This is a genomic window from Kocuria sp. APC 4018, from assembly GCF_030407675.1.
GTDB lineage: Bacteria > Actinomycetota > Actinomycetes > Actinomycetales > Micrococcaceae > Kocuria > Kocuria rhizophila.
Genome location: NZ_JASDCY010000064.1, coordinates 1 through 16,343 on the forward strand (window position 1 = coordinate 1; position 16,343 = coordinate 16,343).

12 protein-coding genes and 1 tRNA gene are annotated in these 16,343 nt (G+C 71.7%); 6 read left to right on the plus strand and 7 right to left on the minus strand.

Annotation, left to right across the window (positions count from 1 at the left end):
* Nucleotides 1-76: 76 nt before the first annotated feature.
* Entirely contained in the window at nt 77-2,227 is a 2,151-nt protein-coding gene (locus QL985_RS10250) for a DEAD/DEAH box helicase (protein WP_135009714.1), read from the minus strand.
* Nucleotides 2,228-2,383: 156 nt separating this feature from the next.
* A complete protein-coding gene (locus QL985_RS10255) occupies nt 2,384-4,036 on the minus strand; it encodes a DUF2079 domain-containing protein (protein WP_259906190.1) in 1,653 nt (550 codons plus the stop codon).
* Nucleotides 4,037-4,517: 481 nt separating this feature from the next.
* Between QL985_RS10255 and QL985_RS10260 the strand changes: the two genes are divergently transcribed.
* Nucleotides 4,518-5,513, plus strand: a complete 996-nt coding sequence (locus QL985_RS10260; RefSeq protein ID WP_257745109.1) for a hypothetical protein — start codon at nt 4,518-4,520, stop codon at nt 5,511-5,513.
* A gap of 269 nt (nt 5,514-5,782) precedes the next feature.
* A complete protein-coding gene (locus tag QL985_RS10265) occupies nt 5,783-6,496 on the plus strand; it encodes a VIT family protein (protein ID WP_124109480.1) in 714 nt (237 codons plus the stop codon).
* Between the two features lie 143 nt (nt 6,497-6,639).
* On the opposite strand, the gene QL985_RS10270 is transcribed toward QL985_RS10265, so the two are convergent.
* A complete protein-coding gene (locus tag QL985_RS10270) occupies nt 6,640-7,041 on the minus strand; it encodes a thioredoxin domain-containing protein (RefSeq protein WP_039101893.1) in 402 nt (133 codons plus the stop codon).
* Between the two features lie 277 nt (nt 7,042-7,318).
* Nucleotides 7,319-7,400 (minus strand) — tRNA-Tyr (locus tag QL985_RS10275).
* A 382-nt stretch (nt 7,401-7,782) separates the two neighbouring features.
* Between QL985_RS10275 and QL985_RS10280 the strand changes: the two genes are divergently transcribed.
* Complete coding sequence (locus QL985_RS10280; RefSeq protein ID WP_124109481.1) at nt 7,783-8,664, plus strand: patatin-like phospholipase family protein; 882 nt, start codon at nt 7,783-7,785, stop codon at nt 8,662-8,664.
* A gap of 54 nt (nt 8,665-8,718) precedes the next feature.
* The gene (locus QL985_RS10285) at nt 8,719-9,210 is read left to right on the plus strand and encodes a YajQ family cyclic di-GMP-binding protein (RefSeq protein ID WP_047978427.1); all 492 of its coding nucleotides are present in this window, start codon (nt 8,719-8,721) and stop codon (nt 9,208-9,210) included.
* A 179-nt stretch (nt 9,211-9,389) separates the two neighbouring features.
* On the opposite strand, the gene htpX is transcribed toward QL985_RS10285, so the two are convergent.
* Both htpX and QL985_RS10295 read right to left on the minus strand, forming a co-directional pair.
* The gene (htpX, locus tag QL985_RS10290) at nt 9,390-10,286 is read right to left on the minus strand and encodes a zinc metalloprotease HtpX (protein WP_124109482.1); all 897 of its coding nucleotides are present in this window, start codon (nt 10,284-10,286) and stop codon (nt 9,390-9,392) included.
* A 148-nt stretch (nt 10,287-10,434) separates the two neighbouring features.
* A complete protein-coding gene (locus tag QL985_RS10295; protein WP_124109483.1) occupies nt 10,435-12,126 on the minus strand; it encodes a sigma-70 family RNA polymerase sigma factor in 1,692 nt (563 codons plus the stop codon).
* 531 nt (nt 12,127-12,657) lie between these two features.
* Between QL985_RS10295 and QL985_RS10300 the strand changes: the two genes are divergently transcribed.
* A complete protein-coding gene (locus tag QL985_RS10300; protein ID WP_239358642.1) occupies nt 12,658-13,131 on the plus strand; it encodes a Fur family transcriptional regulator in 474 nt (157 codons plus the stop codon).
* Between the two features lie 47 nt (nt 13,132-13,178).
* Nucleotides 13,179-14,702, plus strand: coding sequence for a catalase (locus QL985_RS10305; protein ID WP_124109484.1), 1,524 nt, complete (start codon nt 13,179-13,181; stop codon nt 14,700-14,702).
* 90 nt (nt 14,703-14,792) lie between these two features.
* Here the strand turns inward: QL985_RS10305 and QL985_RS10310 are convergent, their stop codons facing one another.
* Entirely contained in the window at nt 14,793-16,160 is a 1,368-nt protein-coding gene (locus QL985_RS10310) for an SseB family protein (RefSeq protein ID WP_124109485.1), read from the minus strand.
* Nucleotides 16,161-16,343 lie beyond the last annotated feature (183 nt).

The following is a 16,343-nucleotide window of genomic DNA, read 5'->3' on the forward strand; positions in this document are numbered from 1 at the left end:
CGCGGCCCCTCACCCCACCGGGGATCCTCCGAGAATCCGCCGGGGTGTGAGAGGCCGCGCGTCAGTGGTGGTCGGATCAGCGTCCGGAGTAGCCGCCGTTGGTGCGGCCGTAGCTCTTCTTGCGGGGGCGGTCCTGGTAGGAGGAGCCACTGCCGCGGGGACGCCCGCCACCGCGGTCGTCCCGGTAACCACCGCGGTCGTCCCGGTAACCACCGCGGTCGTCGCGGTAGCCGCCACGGTCACCACGGTCATCCCGGTAGCCGCCTCCGCGGTCGTCCCGGTAGCCTCCACGGTCGTCCCGGTACCCGCCGCGGTCGCCACGGTCGTTGCGGGGTCCGCGGTCACGGTCCCCGCCGCGGAACCGGTTGCCGCCACCACTGCGGGCACCACCCGGTCCGCGGTCCTCCTGGATGCGGATGGGCGCGCCGTTGATCTGAGTGTTGGAGAGCTTGTCGAGCGTGCCCGCGGGCAGGTTCTCGGGCAGGCCGACCAGGGTGAAGGTGGGGCGGATGTCGATCGCACCGATCTGCGAGCCGTTGAGTCCGCCCTCGTGCGTGAGCGCACCCACCACGGCACCGGGGACCACGCGGTCGCGGTGGCCCACGGCCAGCTTGTAGGTCTTCATGCCAGCCTCGTCACCCGGGGAGCGCCGGTTGCGGGGGCCGTCCCCGTCCTTGCGCTCGCGGTCGCGCTTGCGCTGCGGCACCTCGGGGAGGTCCTCCACGAGGAAGGGGCGGCCGTTCTGCGCGATCACGGCCAGGGCCGCGGCGATCTCCACGGCGTCCACGTCGTGCTCGGCCTCGTAGCGCTCGACCATCTCGCGGAACAGCCCGAGGTCCTCGGACTCGATGGTCTCCTCGATCTGCTGCGCGAAGTTGTCCTTGCGGGTCTGGTTGACCTCGTCCGTGGTGGGCACGCGCATCTGCTCCACGGGCTGACGGGTGGCCTTCTCGATGGCGCGCAGCAGGTACTTCTCGCGCGGCGTCATGAAGAGGATGGCCTCGCCCTTGCGCCCGGCACGGCCGGTGCGCCCGATGCGGTGCACGTAGGACTCGGTGTCGTGGGGGATGTCGTAGTTGACCACCAGGGAGATCCGCTCGACGTCCAGGCCGCGCGCGGCCACGTCCGTGGCCACGAGGATGTCGATCTTGCCGTCGCGCAGGGAGTCCACGGTGCGCTCGCGCAGGTTCTGCGGGATGTCGCCGTTGATCGCGGCGGCGGTGTAGCCGCGGGCCTTGAGCTTGTCCGCGATCTCCTCCGTGGCGGCCTTGGTGCGCACGAAGACGATGACGCCGTCGTAGTCCTCGACCTCGAGCACGCGGGTCATGGCGTCCAGCTTGTGGGGGCCCATGACCTGCATGTAGCGCTGGCGGGTGTTGGTGCCCGTGGTGGTCTTGGCCTTGACCGTGATCTCCTTGGGGTCCCGCAGGTACTGCTGCGCGATCCGGCGGATTGCCTTGGGCATGGTCGCGGAGAACAGCGCGACCTGCTTCTCCTCCGGGGTCTGGGCCAGGATCTTCTCCACGTCCTCGGAGAAGCCCATGCGCAGCATCTCGTCGGCCTCGTCCAGCACCACGTACGCGATGTCGTCGAGCTTCAGCGAGCCCTTGGAGAGGTGGTCGATCACGCGACCGGGCGTGCCCACGACCACCTGCGCGCCGCGCTTGAGCCCGGCCAGCTGCGGGCCGTAGGAGGAGCCGCCGTACACGGGCAGGACGGTGAAGTCCTCCAGGTGCGTGGCGTAAGAGCCGAACGCCTCGGCCACCTGCAGCGCGAGCTCACGGGTGGGGGCCAGCACGAGCACGCGGGTGCTGCGCTGCGGACCGTGCAGGTCGGAGAGCTCCGCGAGCTTGGACAGCGCGGGCACCGCGAACGCGGCGGTCTTGCCGGTGCCGGTCTGGGCCAGGCCCACGACGTCCCGGCCGCTGAGCAGTGCGGGGATGGTGGCGGCCTGGATGGGCGAGGGGTACTCGTAGCCCACCTCGTCCAGGGCCGCCAGCACACGCCCGTCCACGCCGAGCTCGGCGAACGTGGGCAGCTGGGGCTCCTCGGTGGGCGCCTGCGCCGCCTGGGCGGCGGGGCTGTCGACGCCGCCCGGCTCGGTGGCGGGCGTTGCGTCCTGGGCCGCGGCGGCGTCGTCGGCGACGACCTCGGTCTCCCCGGGCGCGCTCGCGGGGGCGACGGTCTGGGCGGTCGTGTGGTCTTCGGGGGTGGATTCAGTGGGCACGGAAGAACCTCGCTTGGGTGGAATGGAGTGACTGACACCGGTGCGAGCGGAACCTCCGCTGAAGTCCTGGACCGACATGCCGGAGCGGCGAAACGGTGGATTGAGGACATGAGACCGGGATGATGACACTCCAGCCTACCGCACGGCGTCCCCGGATCAGCCCTCCAGGCGGGCCACCACGATGTTCTGCTCGTCACTCACCACGGTGTACCGGGCGCCGTAGACCTGGCCCGCGTACGCCGCCACGTCCTCCGGGGGTGTGCTCCCCCAGGTCTCGCTGGAGCGGTCCAGGACCACGTACTGGGGGTCGGGATCCTGCCCGTTGCCGATCCAGTGCACGTCCGCGCGGCTCACGAGGGCGTTCATGAGGGAGAGGTCCGTGGCCACGCTCGCCCCGGCGGGAATCTCGGCCACCGCAGCGGTCTTCGCGTCCGCGCGGGGGTCGGGCCGCCACGCCTCGGGAGAGGCCAGCTGCGCGACCGGCAGCTGCGTCCCGACCGCGAGCGCGACGAGCAGGGCGCACCACGGGGCAGCCGCGGACATGGCCCACAGCGCGGTGGCTTCCACCCGGCCCCGGCGTCCCGAGCGCGCGGCCCCCGAGACCAGGCGCTGCTGCGCCCGCGCGGAGTCCCCGCGCAGCCGGACCACGGCGTCCACGAGCGCCACGAACACCACGGGCATCAGGACCGCGCTGTAGTGCCACCCCGCGCCCCAGTAGCCGTCGTTCGGCGAGAGCATGCGCCACGCCAGGGTGGGCAGCGCCACGAGCGCGATGGGTGAACGCACCGCCACGACCGCACCCGCGAGCAGCAGCAGCACCCACGTGCCGAGCTTCTGCGCGGGCACCACCTGGAGGATCACGGCGCTCGCGGGGTCACGCAGCAGGCCCGCCAGGTCCAGCTTGTCCGCGTACGCGAACTCGCCCGCGGGGTTCAGGGCGGGCAGCACCACGCCCACCGCGAGCACCGACACCAGCACGCCCCACACCACGAGCGCCGCTCCGCACACCACGGCCGGGTCCCCCAGCGTCATCCGCGCCCCGCTCCCCCGCAACTGTCGCACCGGGGACGACGCCGCCCGGTCCGGTTCGTGTCGTGCCCCCACCAGGTCATGGCGGGAAGCCGCAACTGCCCAGCTCGGCCCACCCCCGTCCGCTGAGGTGGTGGGCACCGTCGGGGACGACCCCGGGCGGGAGGGCCGCGTGCAGAAGGCGTCCCAGCGGCGTCGTAGTCCGGGGATCCGGTGCCGCACCGCGGGGCGTGCGGCGTGGCCGAGCATGAGCGCTCCCACCGCGGCCACCGTGAACCCCAGGTCCTCCTTGACCAGCGCCACCGGCGCGCACCACAGGGTGGCAGCGAGCCAGCGACGCTCGCGCAGGGCCCAGAGACCCGTGGCGAGCAGGGGCACGGCGAGTGCGATCTCGTGGAACTGCACCGCCACCGCGTTCTGCAGACCGAAGCTCAGCGCGTACGCCACCCCGATGGCGGCCGCGGGAGCCGGGTGCATCGCCCGCGCGGCGCAGCGCGTGATGACGGCTGCGGACGCCCCGAACAGGACGTCCTGGACGATCATGGGGGTCAGCGCGGAGGGGAACAGCGCGTACACGGGGGTCAGGACGATCAGCAGCGGGTGGAAGTGGTCCCCCAGCAGATTGAACCCGTCCCCCTTGACGTCCACCACGGGCCCCTCGCCGGCCGCGTAGGAGGACAGCAGCTGGGTGAAGATCGCGTTGTCCCACGAGGGCACGTCCCAGCGGATCCACTGGCTCCAGGACAGCGCGCAGTACAGGGCCGTGGCCAGGGAGCCCATCAGAACGGGGAGCAGCCGCGCCCAGCAGGCGCCCCGTGTGCCGGGAACGGGCGGTGCGACCGCCGGGACTGCGGGATTCTGGCGGTCCAACGGTCCTCCGTCCGGGGGTCGAGGGCGCCGGCCCGTGGGGGACGGGGCAGGCGGGGCCATGGCACGGTCGGCCCGCCGTCGCTGGGCCGAGCCGCGTGGAACGGGGCCGGGACCGTGCTCTCGTCTCGCCGCCTCGGGCAAGCTCGATCGGCCTGGGACGGCGTTTGCCGGCGCCTGCCACGCAGACTACCGGCAGCCGGAGCCCCGCTCGGTGCGCGTTGTCACCGTGACGGCCGGGCCGTGCCGGACTCGTGCCGCGTCTGCGACGTGATCGGCGGATCCTGTGGGGAGACCACGGTCAGACGCCGGCCCGGTGCGGACACCGGGGGCAGTCTCCTCCCGCAGGGCGAGACCGCGCACGGTGTCGGAACCCGGTGGCATCATCGCCCCCATGACCACGGAGGTGACCACGCGCGGCGCGAGGACGGAACACGCGCCCGCCCGGTGGCGCTGGACCCCGCGGGGACCGCTCCACCTGGGGCAGACGCTGCGCGTGCTCGGCCGCGGTGCGGAGGATCCCACGTGCCGGATCCTCGGCGAGGACTGCGTGTGGATCACCACCCGGTGGAACCGTCTGCCCGTGAGCGCGCGCTTCACCCGGCCGGCCGGTGTGACCGGAACGAATCCCCTGGATCGCGACGTCCTGGTGGAGGCCTGGGGTCCCGGCGCCGAGGGCTGGTTGCCCACCGCTCCCCGCTGGGTGGGGCACGAGGACTCCTGGGAGGACTTCGACTCCTCGGCCGCGTTCGCCGAACTGCCGCACACCCTGGTCCGGGCCCGGCACGAACACCCCGGCCTGCGGCTCCCGGCCACCGGGAACCTGTTGGAGCGGGCCGTGGTGGCGATCCTCGAGCAGCGGGTGACCGCGATCGAGGCCGTCCGTGCGTACCGGGCGCTGCTGCGCTGGAACGCCGAGCCCGCCCCCGGGCCCGCTCCGCACGGAATGCGTGTTCCGCCCACGCCGGAGCAGTGGCGGCGCACACCGTCCTGGCAGTGGCACCGCGCCGGGGTGGATCCTGCGCGCTCGGCCACCGTGATGCGCACGGTGCACCGGGCGGCGGCGCTCGAACGGCTCGCGCTCGATCCCGATCCGGCGCGGGTGCGCGCGGCGCTGCAGAGCATCCCGGGCATCGGCCCGTGGACGGCCGCGGAGATCACGCAGTGCACCCACGGGGACCCGGACGGGGTGAGCGTCTACGACTACCACCTGGCGGACTACGTGTGCTGGTTCTTCGACCACGCACCGGGATCGGACGAGCGGATGCTCGAGCTTTTGGAACCCTGGCGTGGCCACCGCCAGCGTGTGGTGCGGCTCATCAAGGCCAGCGGCCACCGCAAGCCGTCCTTCGGACCGCGCCTGAGCCCGCAGGACCACCGGCACCACTGAACCGCGGGAACGGCGGGAACCGGAGTCACGCGAGGCGGCACCGGCGCTGCGAGCACCCTGGGGACGACTGGTGCGGTTGGAATCACCGGCAGGTCTGACAGGGAGGGCGCCTTCCACGCGAGGGACCGTGCCGGGTCACGGCATGACCGCACCCGTGCCGCCCCTGCTGGGGGGGGGGGGGGACAGCCGGCACCGCACGCCGTGGCACCCCGTTGAGGTATGCCTGTCCTGCGTGGACGTTCCCCCGGATCCGGAGCACACTTGCTGGCATGTCACAGCACACCATGGCAGAACCCCATGCCGAGAAGTCCGGGGACCGACTCAACAAGCTCCGCGCCGCCGTTCTGGGCGCCAACGACGGCATCGTGTCCGTGGCCGCCACCGTGGTGGGCGTGGCCGGCGCCACCGCGGCCACCGGCCCCATCCTGATCGCGGGCTCGGCGGCCGTGATCGGCGGCGCCCTGTCCATGGCGCTGGGCGAGTACGTCTCCGTGTCCAGCCAGAAGGACTCCGAGGAAGCACTCATCGAGAAGGAGAAGTGGGAGCTCCAGGAGATGCCGGAGGCGGAGCTCGAGGAACTCGCGGAGCTCTACCGGGAGCGGGGCCTGAGCGAGGCGACCGCCAAGCAGGTCGCGATCGAGCTCTCGGAGAAGGACGTCCTGCGGGCGCATCTGGATGCGGAGCTGGGCATCGACCCGGATGACATCGTGAACCCCTGGTCCGCCGCGATCTCCTCCGCCCTGGCGTTCTTCCTGGGGTCCCTGCTGCCGATGCTCGCGATCCTGCTTCCGCCGCCGGAGCTGCGGATCCCCATCACGTTCGCCGCGGTCCTCGTGGCGCTGGGCCTCACGGGCACGCTGGGCGCCCGGCTCGGCAAGACACCGCACGTGGCGCGCGCCGCCGTCCGCGTGGTCGTGGGTGGCGCCCTCGCCCTGGGTGCCACGTTCCTGGTCGGCTCCCTGCTGGGGGTCTCGGCGGCCTGACACGCCGCGCTGCACGACGCCGCCCGGGCCCGCAGTGCCCCGGCGCACGACGAGGGCGGTTCCCCGTGCTGGGGAACCGCCCTCGTCGTGTCTGTTCCCCGCCTCCGCGGGGCCGGATCCGCGCAGTGCTGCGCGGGCCGGGATCAGTTCTGCGGAGCCTCGGGCTCGGCTGCGGACTCAGCCTGTGCCGCCTGCTTCTCGACCTCTGCCCTGACCTCGTTCATGTCGAGGTTCTTGACGGCCGTGATGACCTCCTCGAGCGAGGAGGCGGGGAGCGCTCCCGGCTGGGAGAACACGAGGATGCCCTCGCGGAACGCCATGAGGGTGGGGATGGAGGAGATCTGGGCGGCGGCGGCCAGGCCCTGCTCGGCCTCGGTGTCCACCTTGCCGAACACGATCTCCGGGTTCTTCTCGGAGGCGGCCTCGTAGGTGGGTGCGAACTGCTTGCAGGGTCCGCACCAGTCTGCCCACCAGTCCAGCAACACGATGTCGTTGTCGGAAATGGTCTGGCCCAGGGTGTCCTGGGTGATGTCAACGGTAGCCATGCCCTCCACCCTAGGAGCCGCCCCCGAGGGTCTCCAGACCGTTCACTGGTGGCACAAGGAACGCCTCCCGGGCGTGTTGCAGGGGCAAGCACCTGACCCTGGCGGCTCCTGCGGGAGACGGGGCGGTGCGCACCACCGCTGGCACCGCCCTCCCGTGCTCGCGGCTCCGCCCACCACCCGCCGATGCTCCTGGGACGCCCTCCCGGCACGACGAAGGGGCTTCCCTGATCCAGTGATCCGGGAAGCCCCTTCGTGATGTCCAGGACATCGTCCTCGGTGGCAGGTGAGGGATTCGAACCCCCGTAGGCATTGCCAGCTGATTTACAGTCAGCCCCCTTTGGCCGCTCGGGTAACCTGCCGAGACGCCCTGCGCACGCGGCGGTACCGCGCGGCGAAGCACCTCAACAGTACACGGCGAGCGGTGCGGGCCCAAAATCGCGGGTGGTGGCCCCGTCGGCGCACCGCGCCCGGTTCCTGGTCAGCCTCCCGGTCAGCGCGCGCGGCTGCCGCGCACCGGATGCGGCCTCGAAGGCCCACCCGGCGGACATCGCGCGAACCACGTCCACGAAGGGCGCCTCGGGAGGACGCGCCGCCGAGTAGCACGGGCACCACCCAGATGCCAGGGACCCAAACGGTTGACCACAACTGATCAGCAGCCTGATCATGGAGGAGCAGACAACCACCCCCGGGCCCGCCCCTCCAGAGGAGGGTGACGGCCCCGGGAGAGGAAGGCGAAACACCATGAACACCACAACCTCCCCCTCTCGCGCCATCGTCCTGGGCGGCGGCGGCTCCGCCGGCATCGCGTGGGAGAGCGGACTGCTCGCCGGACTGCTGGAGGCCGGGGCGGATCTGGAAGCAGCAGACCTCGTGGTCGGCACCTCAGCGGGCTCCGCAGTGGCCGTGCAGCTGCGCGCCGGCGGGCTCCGCCTCGATGCCCTGCGCGCCGAGATGGGACACGAGGCGGACGACGGGCAGTCCGCCCCCGACGACGCCGCTCCGGCCTTCGACGCCGAACAGTTCATGCAGCTGATGGGCGAGGCCGCGCAGGGCGCCACCACGCCCGAGGCGGGACGCGCGAGGATCGGGGCCCGGGCGGCGTCGGCCTCCCCTGCTCTGACCGAGGAGGCGTGGCTCGCGCGCATCGGGGGCATGCTGCCCGCGCAGTGGCCGGCGGGGCGTCTCGCGCTGACCGCGGTGGATGCCGGCAGCGGGGAGTTCGTGGTGTTCCACGCGGACAGCGGAGTGCCCCTCGAGCGGGCCGTGGCCGCAAGCTGCGCCGTCCCCATGGTCTTCCCGCTCGTGCACGTGGGGGACCGCGCCCTCATGGACGGAGGCATGCGCTCGGCCACCAACGCGGACCTGGCCGCGGGGTACGGACGGGTGCTCGTGGTCTCGTGCAACCCCGAGCCGCCCACGAGCCCGTTCGGTCCGACCCTGGACGAGTCCCTGCGACTGATCGGGGAGACGGGCACCGCCCTGCACGTGACCGCGGACGAGGCCAGCCACCGGGCGTTCGGAACGAACCCGCTGGATCCGGCGCGTCGGATACCCTCGTTCGAGGCCGGTCTCGCGCAGGCGCGTCAGCTCGCGGACCGGGTCACAGAGTTCTGGAACGCGTGAGAGCACGGCCTCGCGCGCTCCGCCGATCGCACCGGAACAGCCGAGGAGCAGAGCATGGCATCAGAATCGTCGTTCGACGTGGTCAGCAAGGTGGACAAGCAGGAAGTGGCGAACGCCCTGAACCAGGCGCAGAAGGAAGTGGCCCAGCGCTACGACTTCCGCGGCGTGGGCGCGGACATCGACTTCTCGGGCGAGAAGATCCTCATCAAGGCCAACTCCGAGGAGCGCGCGCAGGCGGTGCTGGACGTCTTCCAGTCCAAGCTGGTCAAGCGCGGGATCTCCCTGAAGTCCCTGGACGCCGGTGACCCGTACGCCTCCGGCAAGGAGTACCGGATCGAGGCCTCCATCAAGGAGGGCATTGCCCAGGACCAGGCCAAGAAGATCACCAAGCTCATCCGGGACGAGGGTCCCAAGGGCGTCAAGGCCACCATCCAGGGCGACGAGCTGCGCGTCTCGTCCAAGTCCCGCGACGACCTGCAGGACATCATCTCCCTGCTCAAGGGCTCGGACCTCGAGGTCGACCTGCAGTTCGTGAACTACCGCTGAGCTCACGCGTTAGGGGCCGGGACGGATTCCTCCGTCCCGGCCCCTCGTGCGTTCCGGGCAGCGGTGCTCACCGGCATCTCCGCTCCCCTGGGCGGGCCCTGTCCGACGCCGCCTGGTTCGGTGCGCGCCGTCCGCCGGTTCACGACGACGCCGCCGCACCGCCCCCGGGGCGCGCCGGCTCAGCGTCCGCCCGGGCGCCCGCCGTTGCGGGCCATGTTCTCGAGCCGCGCCACGCGGTCGTCCGTGGCCGGGTGGGTGCGGAAGAGCCCGGTGACCGAGCCGCCGCGGAACGGGTTCGCGATCATCAGGTGGGACGTGTTGACCACCTTCTGGTCGGCCGGGTTCATGGGCCGCTGCGAGGCCCCGCCCTCGATCTTGCGCAGTGCGGAGGCGAGCGCCAGGGGGTCCCCGGTGAGCTTGGAACCGTCCTCGTCCGCGTCGTACTCGCGGGTCCGGGAGATGGCCAGCTGGATCACGGTGGCGGCCAGCGGTGCCAGGAACGCCATGAGCAGACCCACCAGGGGATTGCCGCGGTTGTCGCCGCCGCGCCCGCCGAAGATGGCGGCGAACTGGAGCATCTGGGCCGCGGACGTGATCAGACCGGCCACCGCGGCCGCCACCGACGAGGTCAGGATGTCCCGGTTGTAGACGTGCATCAGCTCGTGGCCCAGCACGCCGCGCAGCTCGCGCTCGTCCAGCAGCTGCAGAATGCCCTCCGTGCAGCACACGGCGGCGTTCTCGGGGTTGCGGCCCGTGGCAAAGGCGTTGGGGCTCATGGTCGGGGCGATGTACAGCCGGGGCATGGGCTGCCCCGCCTTCTGGGACAGCTCGTGCACGATCCGGTACATGGCCGGGGCCTGCTGCGGAGTCACAGGCACTGCGCGCATGGAGCGGATCGCGAGCTTGTCGGAGTTCCAGTAGCTCACGGCGGTGCCGATCAGACCCATGACCGCGAAGACCATGATGAACACGGAGTTGCGGGTGGCCCCGGAGATGGCCCAGCCGATTCCCAGCAGGACCGCCCACATCCCGCCCAGGAGCAGGACGGTTTTCAGGCCGTTGAAGTGACGGTGCATCAGGTGGTTCTCCTCAGTGTCGGGGGTCTCTGGATCATGAGGCCGTGGATGGTGGAGCTGCGGATCGCGGCCGGATCGGGGGTCTGGGGGATCAGGGGTCTGCGGGATCGGGAGTCTGTCCGGTGGTTCAGCTTCTCGTGGGGCCGGGTCAGTAGGTGACCCACGGGAAGCAGATCCACTCGCCGTTCAGTCCCAGCACCCAGTCGCACTGGTCAGTGGGTGAGGGGGACGGTGTGGCCGGCGGGGCCGTGTCCCCGGCGGACGGTGTGGGGTCCGCGGTCGCCTCGGGACTGGGGCTGGGGCTGGGATCCACGGTTCCCTGGGAACCCTCGGGCGTGGGCTCGCTCGTGGGGTCGATCATCGGCAGGCTGCGCACGGGGCCGGGCAGTGCGGGCTCCTGACCGGGCAGGAAGGGGGCAGGGGCCACCGGGCTCTCGGGACGCGGCGCCGCCGCCTCTGGAGCGCCGGGCTCGGCAGCCGTTCCAGGCTGCGGATCGTCCTGCGCCTCGCCCTCGGGCTCCACGGCTCCCGCCGGTCCGGAAGCCCCCACCGGCCCCGGGGCGCCCTGGGAGGGCTCGTCCGCCGCGGTGCCGGCGGAGCCGGTCGCGGCGGGGGGACGGGCGCTGCGACCGGCATCCTCCGACACCGAGGCACTCGCGGCCACCGGGTCAGCCTCCTGGGAGGTGCTCGTCCAGGCCAACAGACCCACCGCCGACGCCGCGAGCACGAGGGCCGATCCCACCGCGACGACGAGCCCCGTGCCGGAGCCCACGAACGCGGCCACACCTCCCCCGGCGCCCGTGGCGCCACCCGTGGAACCGCTCGCCGCCACCGTTGCCGGGGCTGCCGTGGATCCACCGACCGCACCGAGCTCCGCCGCGACGGGTGCGACCGCTCCGGAAGCCGCGGCGGCGGCGTCGTGCGAGCCGAACTGCGCGGTACCGTCCGAGGGGGCGCCGAGCTGAGTGGCCGCACCCGAGAACGCTCCGAGCAGGGGAAGCGCGCCCAGTGAGTCCGCGAGGCGGCTTCCCGCGCCGCTCCACAGCGGCAGCGCGGCGAGCACGGGAAGCACCCAGGCCCGCATCCCCAGTCCCAGGTCCTGCAGCTGCAGGTACTCGGCGGTGCAGCGGCAGCACTGGTCCAGGTGCTGCTGGACGGCGCGCGTGCGCGCGGGCGTCAAGGAGCCCCGGGTGAAGGCGCCCAGCTGCGATGAGTACTGGTGGCAGTCCTCGAGTGCCTGTGCGGAGACGTGCTCCTGCACGTACGCGGCGCGCAGTCCTTCACGGGCACGCTTGCCCAGCGCGGACACGGCGTTCGGCTGCACGCCCACCACCGGAGCCACCTGACGGGGCCGGCGCTGCTCCACCTCGAGGTACCACAGCACCTCCTGCCACCGCTCGGGGAGGGAGGCGAAGGCCCGGGCCACCACGGCGGCATCCACCTGGCGCACCACGGAGTCGTCGAAGAGCTCCACACGGTCCAGCGGTCCGTCCGGCTTCGGGTCCTCCGGACGCGTGCGGGTGAGGTCGTTGGCGCGGTCCGCGGCCAGCCGCGACACCGCCGTGACCACGTAGGCCCGGAGGAACTCGCGCGGACCCTTCCCCTCTCGAAGGAGCGCCAGCACCCGCGTGAAGGCCTCGGAGACCAGGTCCTGGGCGTCGGCGTCGTTGCGGGAGTGCATGCGGGCGACGGCCAGTGCGGCCCCGCGGTGGCGTTCGTAGAGCTCGCCGAAGGCCGCGGTGTCCCCCTCGCGCACGGCACGGAGCAGCTGCTCGTCGCTCGCGGGGCCGGTGGCCTGGGCCGAGGGACGTCCGGAATCCGGGTCTGCTCTGTGGGGCATGATTCTCTCTGACGACGCGCGGTGGGATCCCCACCATTGTGACAGCCGCCGCTGGGAAGCGTCAGACCGTCGCCTGCATGACAGGTGGGCTCCATGCGGTGCCGCGGTCGGGGGCGGGACCAGCCCCCCGCCGGTCCCGCCCCCGTCTCCTAGCACCGCTCTCTTTCCCCCGGTGCCGGGCAGCCCACCCGGCGAAGAGACGCTCTCGCCCGCCGCGTGCCACGTGATGCGTCCCCGTACTGACCGTGGCACCGGCTCGTCGGTCCCAGAGCGATCGGACCGTCCGGAATCCGGCGCAGCCCGCACCGGATTCACTGTGTAGACACCCGGTTCCACGGATCGTGACGCGAGAACCCGGAAAAAGTTTTCGGGCCCTCGTGGCGGGCGCCGGATGCCTCCCCGAGCCCGTCCTGCCTGCGCGCTGTCGGCCTCCTGGCCGGGGTGGCGCGTCCCCCGCCGTGGCGCGGCGGGCCGCGGGTAAGGGTGCACTAACTATTGTGAATAGCTCAGAATAAGGTTAGAGTCATGGACATGGAGACCACCGCCGAGATCGCACCGCATCCCTCACGGGACGCGTGGACCTCGCATCTGCGCTCGCACGGGCGCAGGGTCACCAAGCAGCGTCTCGCGGTGCTCGACGCCGTGGACGCCGTGCCGCACGCCACCGCGGAGGAGACGGTCAGGCAGGTCCGTTCGGTCCTGCCGAACATGTCCGTCCAGTCCGTGTACGTGGTCCTCGCGGACCTCGCGGCCATCGGCATGGTGTCCAAGTTCGAACCGCCCGGTTCCCCTGCGCGGTACGAGATCCGCACCGGGGACAACCACCACCACGCGTACTGCATCCGCTGCGGAGTCATCCGCGACGTGCCGTGCGCCGTGGGGCACGCGCCGTGCCTCACGCCCTCGCAGGACCACGGCTTCGAGCTGCTGTCCGCCGAGGTGGTGTACCGGGGCATCTGCCCGCAGTGCCGGCAGGATGCTGCGGCGGCGGACCTCGAGGCGTAGCACGTCACCACTTCCCGTCGGATCCCATCCATCACCCAGGAGGAATCATGTCTGACACCACTCCCCACGAACGCGGACTGCGCAAGACCGGTTCGTTCACCACCACCCAGGAGGGCCTGCCGGTCCCCACGAACGCCGATGCCCACTCGCTGAGCGTCGGTGCGGACGGCCCGATCGTCCTGCACGATTCCTACCTCGTCGAGAAGCTCGCCGCGTTCGACCGCGAGCGCGTGCCGGAGCGCGTGGTGCACGCCAAGGGCGCCGGTGCCTTCGGTGAGCTCGAGGTCACCGAGGACGTCTCGCAGTACACCAAGGCCGCGGTGTTCCAGAAGGGCACCAAGACCCCCATGCTGGCGCGCTTCTCCACGGTTGCCGGCGAGCAGGGCTCCCCGGACACCTGGCGCGACCCCCGCGGCTTCGCGCTGAAGTTCTACACCACCGAGGGCAACCTGGACATCGTGGGCAACAACACCCCGATCTTCTTCGTGCGCGACGGCATCAAGTTCCCGGACTTCATCCACTCGCAGAAGCGCCTCCCCGGTTCCGGCATGCGTGACAACACCATGCAGTGGGACTTCTGGACCCAGTCCCCGGAGTCCGCCCACCAGGTGACCTACCTCATGGGCCCCCGCGGCATCCCGAAGACCTACCGTCACATGAACGGCTACGGCTCCCACACCTACCAGTGGAGCAACGAGGCCGGCGAGCGCTTCTGGATCAAGTACCACTTCATCTCCGACCAGGGCACCGAGGGCCTGACCGGCCCGGAGGCCGAGGAGATCGCGGGCAAGGACGCGGATGCGCACCGCCGCGACCTCTACGACTCGATCGAGAAGGGCGACTTCCCGTCCTGGACCATGTACGTGCAGGTCATGCCGTACGAGGACGCCAAGACGTACCGCTTCAACCCGTTCGACGTCACCAAGACGATCTCCAAGAAGGACTACCCGCGCATCAAGGTGGGCAAGTTCACGCTGAACCAGAACCCGCTGAACTACTTCGCGCAGATCGAGCAGGCGGCGTTCTCCCCCGGCAACACCGTGCCCGGTGTGGAGATCTCCCCGGACAAGATGCTGATGACCCGCGTGTTCTCCTACCCGGACACGCACCGTCACCGCATCGGCGCGAACTTCGCGGACCTTCCCGTGAACTTCCCGTACCGCTCGGAGCAGAACTCGTACTCGCACGACGGCCCCATGCGGTACACGTTCAAGCACCCGAACCAGCCGGTGTACGCGCCCAACACCCAGGGCGGCCCCGTGGCCGGTGCCGGTTCCGCCGTGGCGGACAACATGCGCTGGGAGTCCGACGGCGACCTGCTGCGCACCGCCGCCACCCTGCACTCCGAGGACGACGACTTCGGCCAGGCCGGCACCCTCTACCGTGAGGTCTTCTCCGACGAGGAGAAGGCGGAGACGGTGGAGAACATCGCCGGTCACGTGGGTGACGTGATGGACGAGACCATCAAGGAGGCCGCGTTCCAGTACTGGGAGAAGGTCGATCCCGAGCTGGGCCGCCGTGTCCGCGAGGCCGAGGCCCGCAACTCCGGTTCGGACGCCTACGGCATCTGATCCGTCCCGGTGACCCGGCGCCGCGTCGCCGGTGACCCACAGGCCCCGTTCCCGCTCCGGCGGGGACGGGGCCTGTTGCGTGTCCGGGTTCTACTCGGTGTCCTGGGCCCCGGCGCGCTCCTCCTCGCGCTGCGTGACGAGCTCGAGCATCTCCTTCAGCTGCTCGGTGGGCAGGGTGGCCACGGGCGCCATGGCGTTGAGGCACACGGCCGCGGCACCGCAGTCCACGGCGAACTGCAGAATCTGGCGGGCGGGTGCGGAACGCACCGTCAGGGCGGGGTCCAGCGCGGCGACCTCCGCTGCGGAGGTGAAGACCAGGAGGGTGTCGGGTGCCGCGCCCGCCTGCTCGGGCTGCACCATCACGGGCACGGCGTCCTCGCCGTGGTCCCGGGTGCCGAGCATCAGGTGGGCGTCGGGGTTGAACAGCGCGCCCAGCACGTTGGCCATGTTGCCGCTGATCAGGGCCTGCTTGAGGGGATCGTTGTGCGGGGAGCTGCCCACCCACTCCACCTGCTGCCGGGAGATCCGGGTGGCGTGAGCGGAGGCCGGGTCCACCACGATCTCGTCGTACTGCCCGTCCTGGACCACCATCTGCACCATGGCGCTGGCCCGCTGGCGCAGCAGCACCGGTTCCTGCAGCTCCTGGTTCCGGTTGCTGCGCGTGAACATCTCGCGCGCCTGGTCCGCGCTGGTGTAGACGGCCAGCGCCCGGGAGCCGTCCGGCTGGTTCACGGTCTGCACGCGGATGTGGGAGTCCGGGCCGATGGGCTGACCGTCCTCCCCCGGGACCATGTCGGACCCGGAGACGTCCAGCAGCACCGTGCCCGCCAGCGCCTCCCGCAGCACTCCCGCGAGCGACCGGTCCCCCGGTGCCTCCGCGTGCGCCTGCGCCGCCGCCCGCAGCCGGGGGTGCACGTCCCCGTGGCTCTCGTCCTCCCCTGGATCGGCGAACGGGAGACTGAGACCCGCGGCGTCCGCGAGCTCCACGGCCCACAGCGGCACGTGCTCCTGGGTGCGGGGGAACTGCGTGAGCTGGGTGAGGACGTCCTGGGCGGTGTAGGAGCCCTCCTGCGCGTACGTGGCGGGCATCTGCCCGAAGTCGTAGGTCGCGTTCGTGCGCAGGGTGGGTTCGGGCCAGCCCTGCGCGGCGATCATGAGGGACATGGTGAGCCAGCTGCCGCGCCCGGCCACCCAGCAGCTGCGCTGCAGCTCCGAGAGCAGCTCCAGCACGGGGCTCTGCTCCTTGATGGGCCCAGCGGCGCCGGGGATCACGGCGCCCTCCCGGTTCTCGATGACCCGCAGGTGCACGCGCCCACCCTGCGGCTTGAACTCCACGAGCATGGAGTCCCAGCCCGGATCGGTGCGCAGCACGGACATCACCCACTCGCCCACCTGGGCCACGAGCTCGCGCTCGGTGCGGGTCGGAGGGGTCGGGCCGGACTCGGGTGCGGAGCTCATGTTCTCGTCAGTGTCCCTTCGGCCGGGTGTCCCCGGGCCAGTCTCGTCACGGGCGTGCGCGGAGCTCCCGGTCGGTGGTCCGGGCCGCGTGGCCCCCAGCCTAGCCAACGTGCGCGGCGTCACCCCGGCGGCGTCGTGTGCCGCGTCCCCCGGTGCGTCCGGGCGGCGCGTCCCCGTGCCCCC

What these genes read in the sequence shown, in the direction of transcription:
- htpX (WP_124109482.1), bottom strand. Translation starts at nt 10,286, where the DNA reads ATGCACCGTCACTTCAACGGCCTGAAAACCGTCCTGCTCCTGGGCGGG.
- QL985_RS10255 (WP_259906190.1), bottom strand. Translation starts at nt 4,036, where the DNA reads ATGGGCTCCCTGGCCACGGCCCTGTACTGCGCGCTGTCCTGGAGCCAG.
- QL985_RS10305 (WP_124109484.1), top strand. Translation starts at nt 13,179, where the DNA reads ATGTCTGACACCACTCCCCACGAACGCGGACTGCGCAAGACCGGTTCG.
- QL985_RS10310 (WP_124109485.1), bottom strand. Translation starts at nt 16,160, where the DNA reads ATGAGCTCCGCACCCGAGTCCGGCCCGACCCCTCCGACCCGCACCGAG.
- QL985_RS10270 (WP_039101893.1), bottom strand. Translation starts at nt 7,041, where the DNA reads ATGGCTACCGTTGACATCACCCAGGACACCCTGGGCCAGACCATTTCC.
- QL985_RS10285 (WP_047978427.1), top strand. Translation starts at nt 8,719, where the DNA reads ATGGCATCAGAATCGTCGTTCGACGTGGTCAGCAAGGTGGACAAGCAG.
- QL985_RS10295 (WP_124109483.1), bottom strand. Translation starts at nt 12,126, where the DNA reads ATGCCCCACAGAGCAGACCCGGATTCCGGACGTCCCTCGGCCCAGGCC.
- QL985_RS10265 (WP_124109480.1), top strand. Translation starts at nt 5,783, where the DNA reads ATGTCACAGCACACCATGGCAGAACCCCATGCCGAGAAGTCCGGGGAC.
- QL985_RS10260 (WP_257745109.1), top strand. Translation starts at nt 4,518, where the DNA reads ATGACCACGGAGGTGACCACGCGCGGCGCGAGGACGGAACACGCGCCC.
- QL985_RS10280 (WP_124109481.1), top strand. Translation starts at nt 7,783, where the DNA reads ATGAACACCACAACCTCCCCCTCTCGCGCCATCGTCCTGGGCGGCGGC.
- QL985_RS10300 (WP_239358642.1), top strand. Translation starts at nt 12,658, where the DNA reads ATGGAGACCACCGCCGAGATCGCACCGCATCCCTCACGGGACGCGTGG.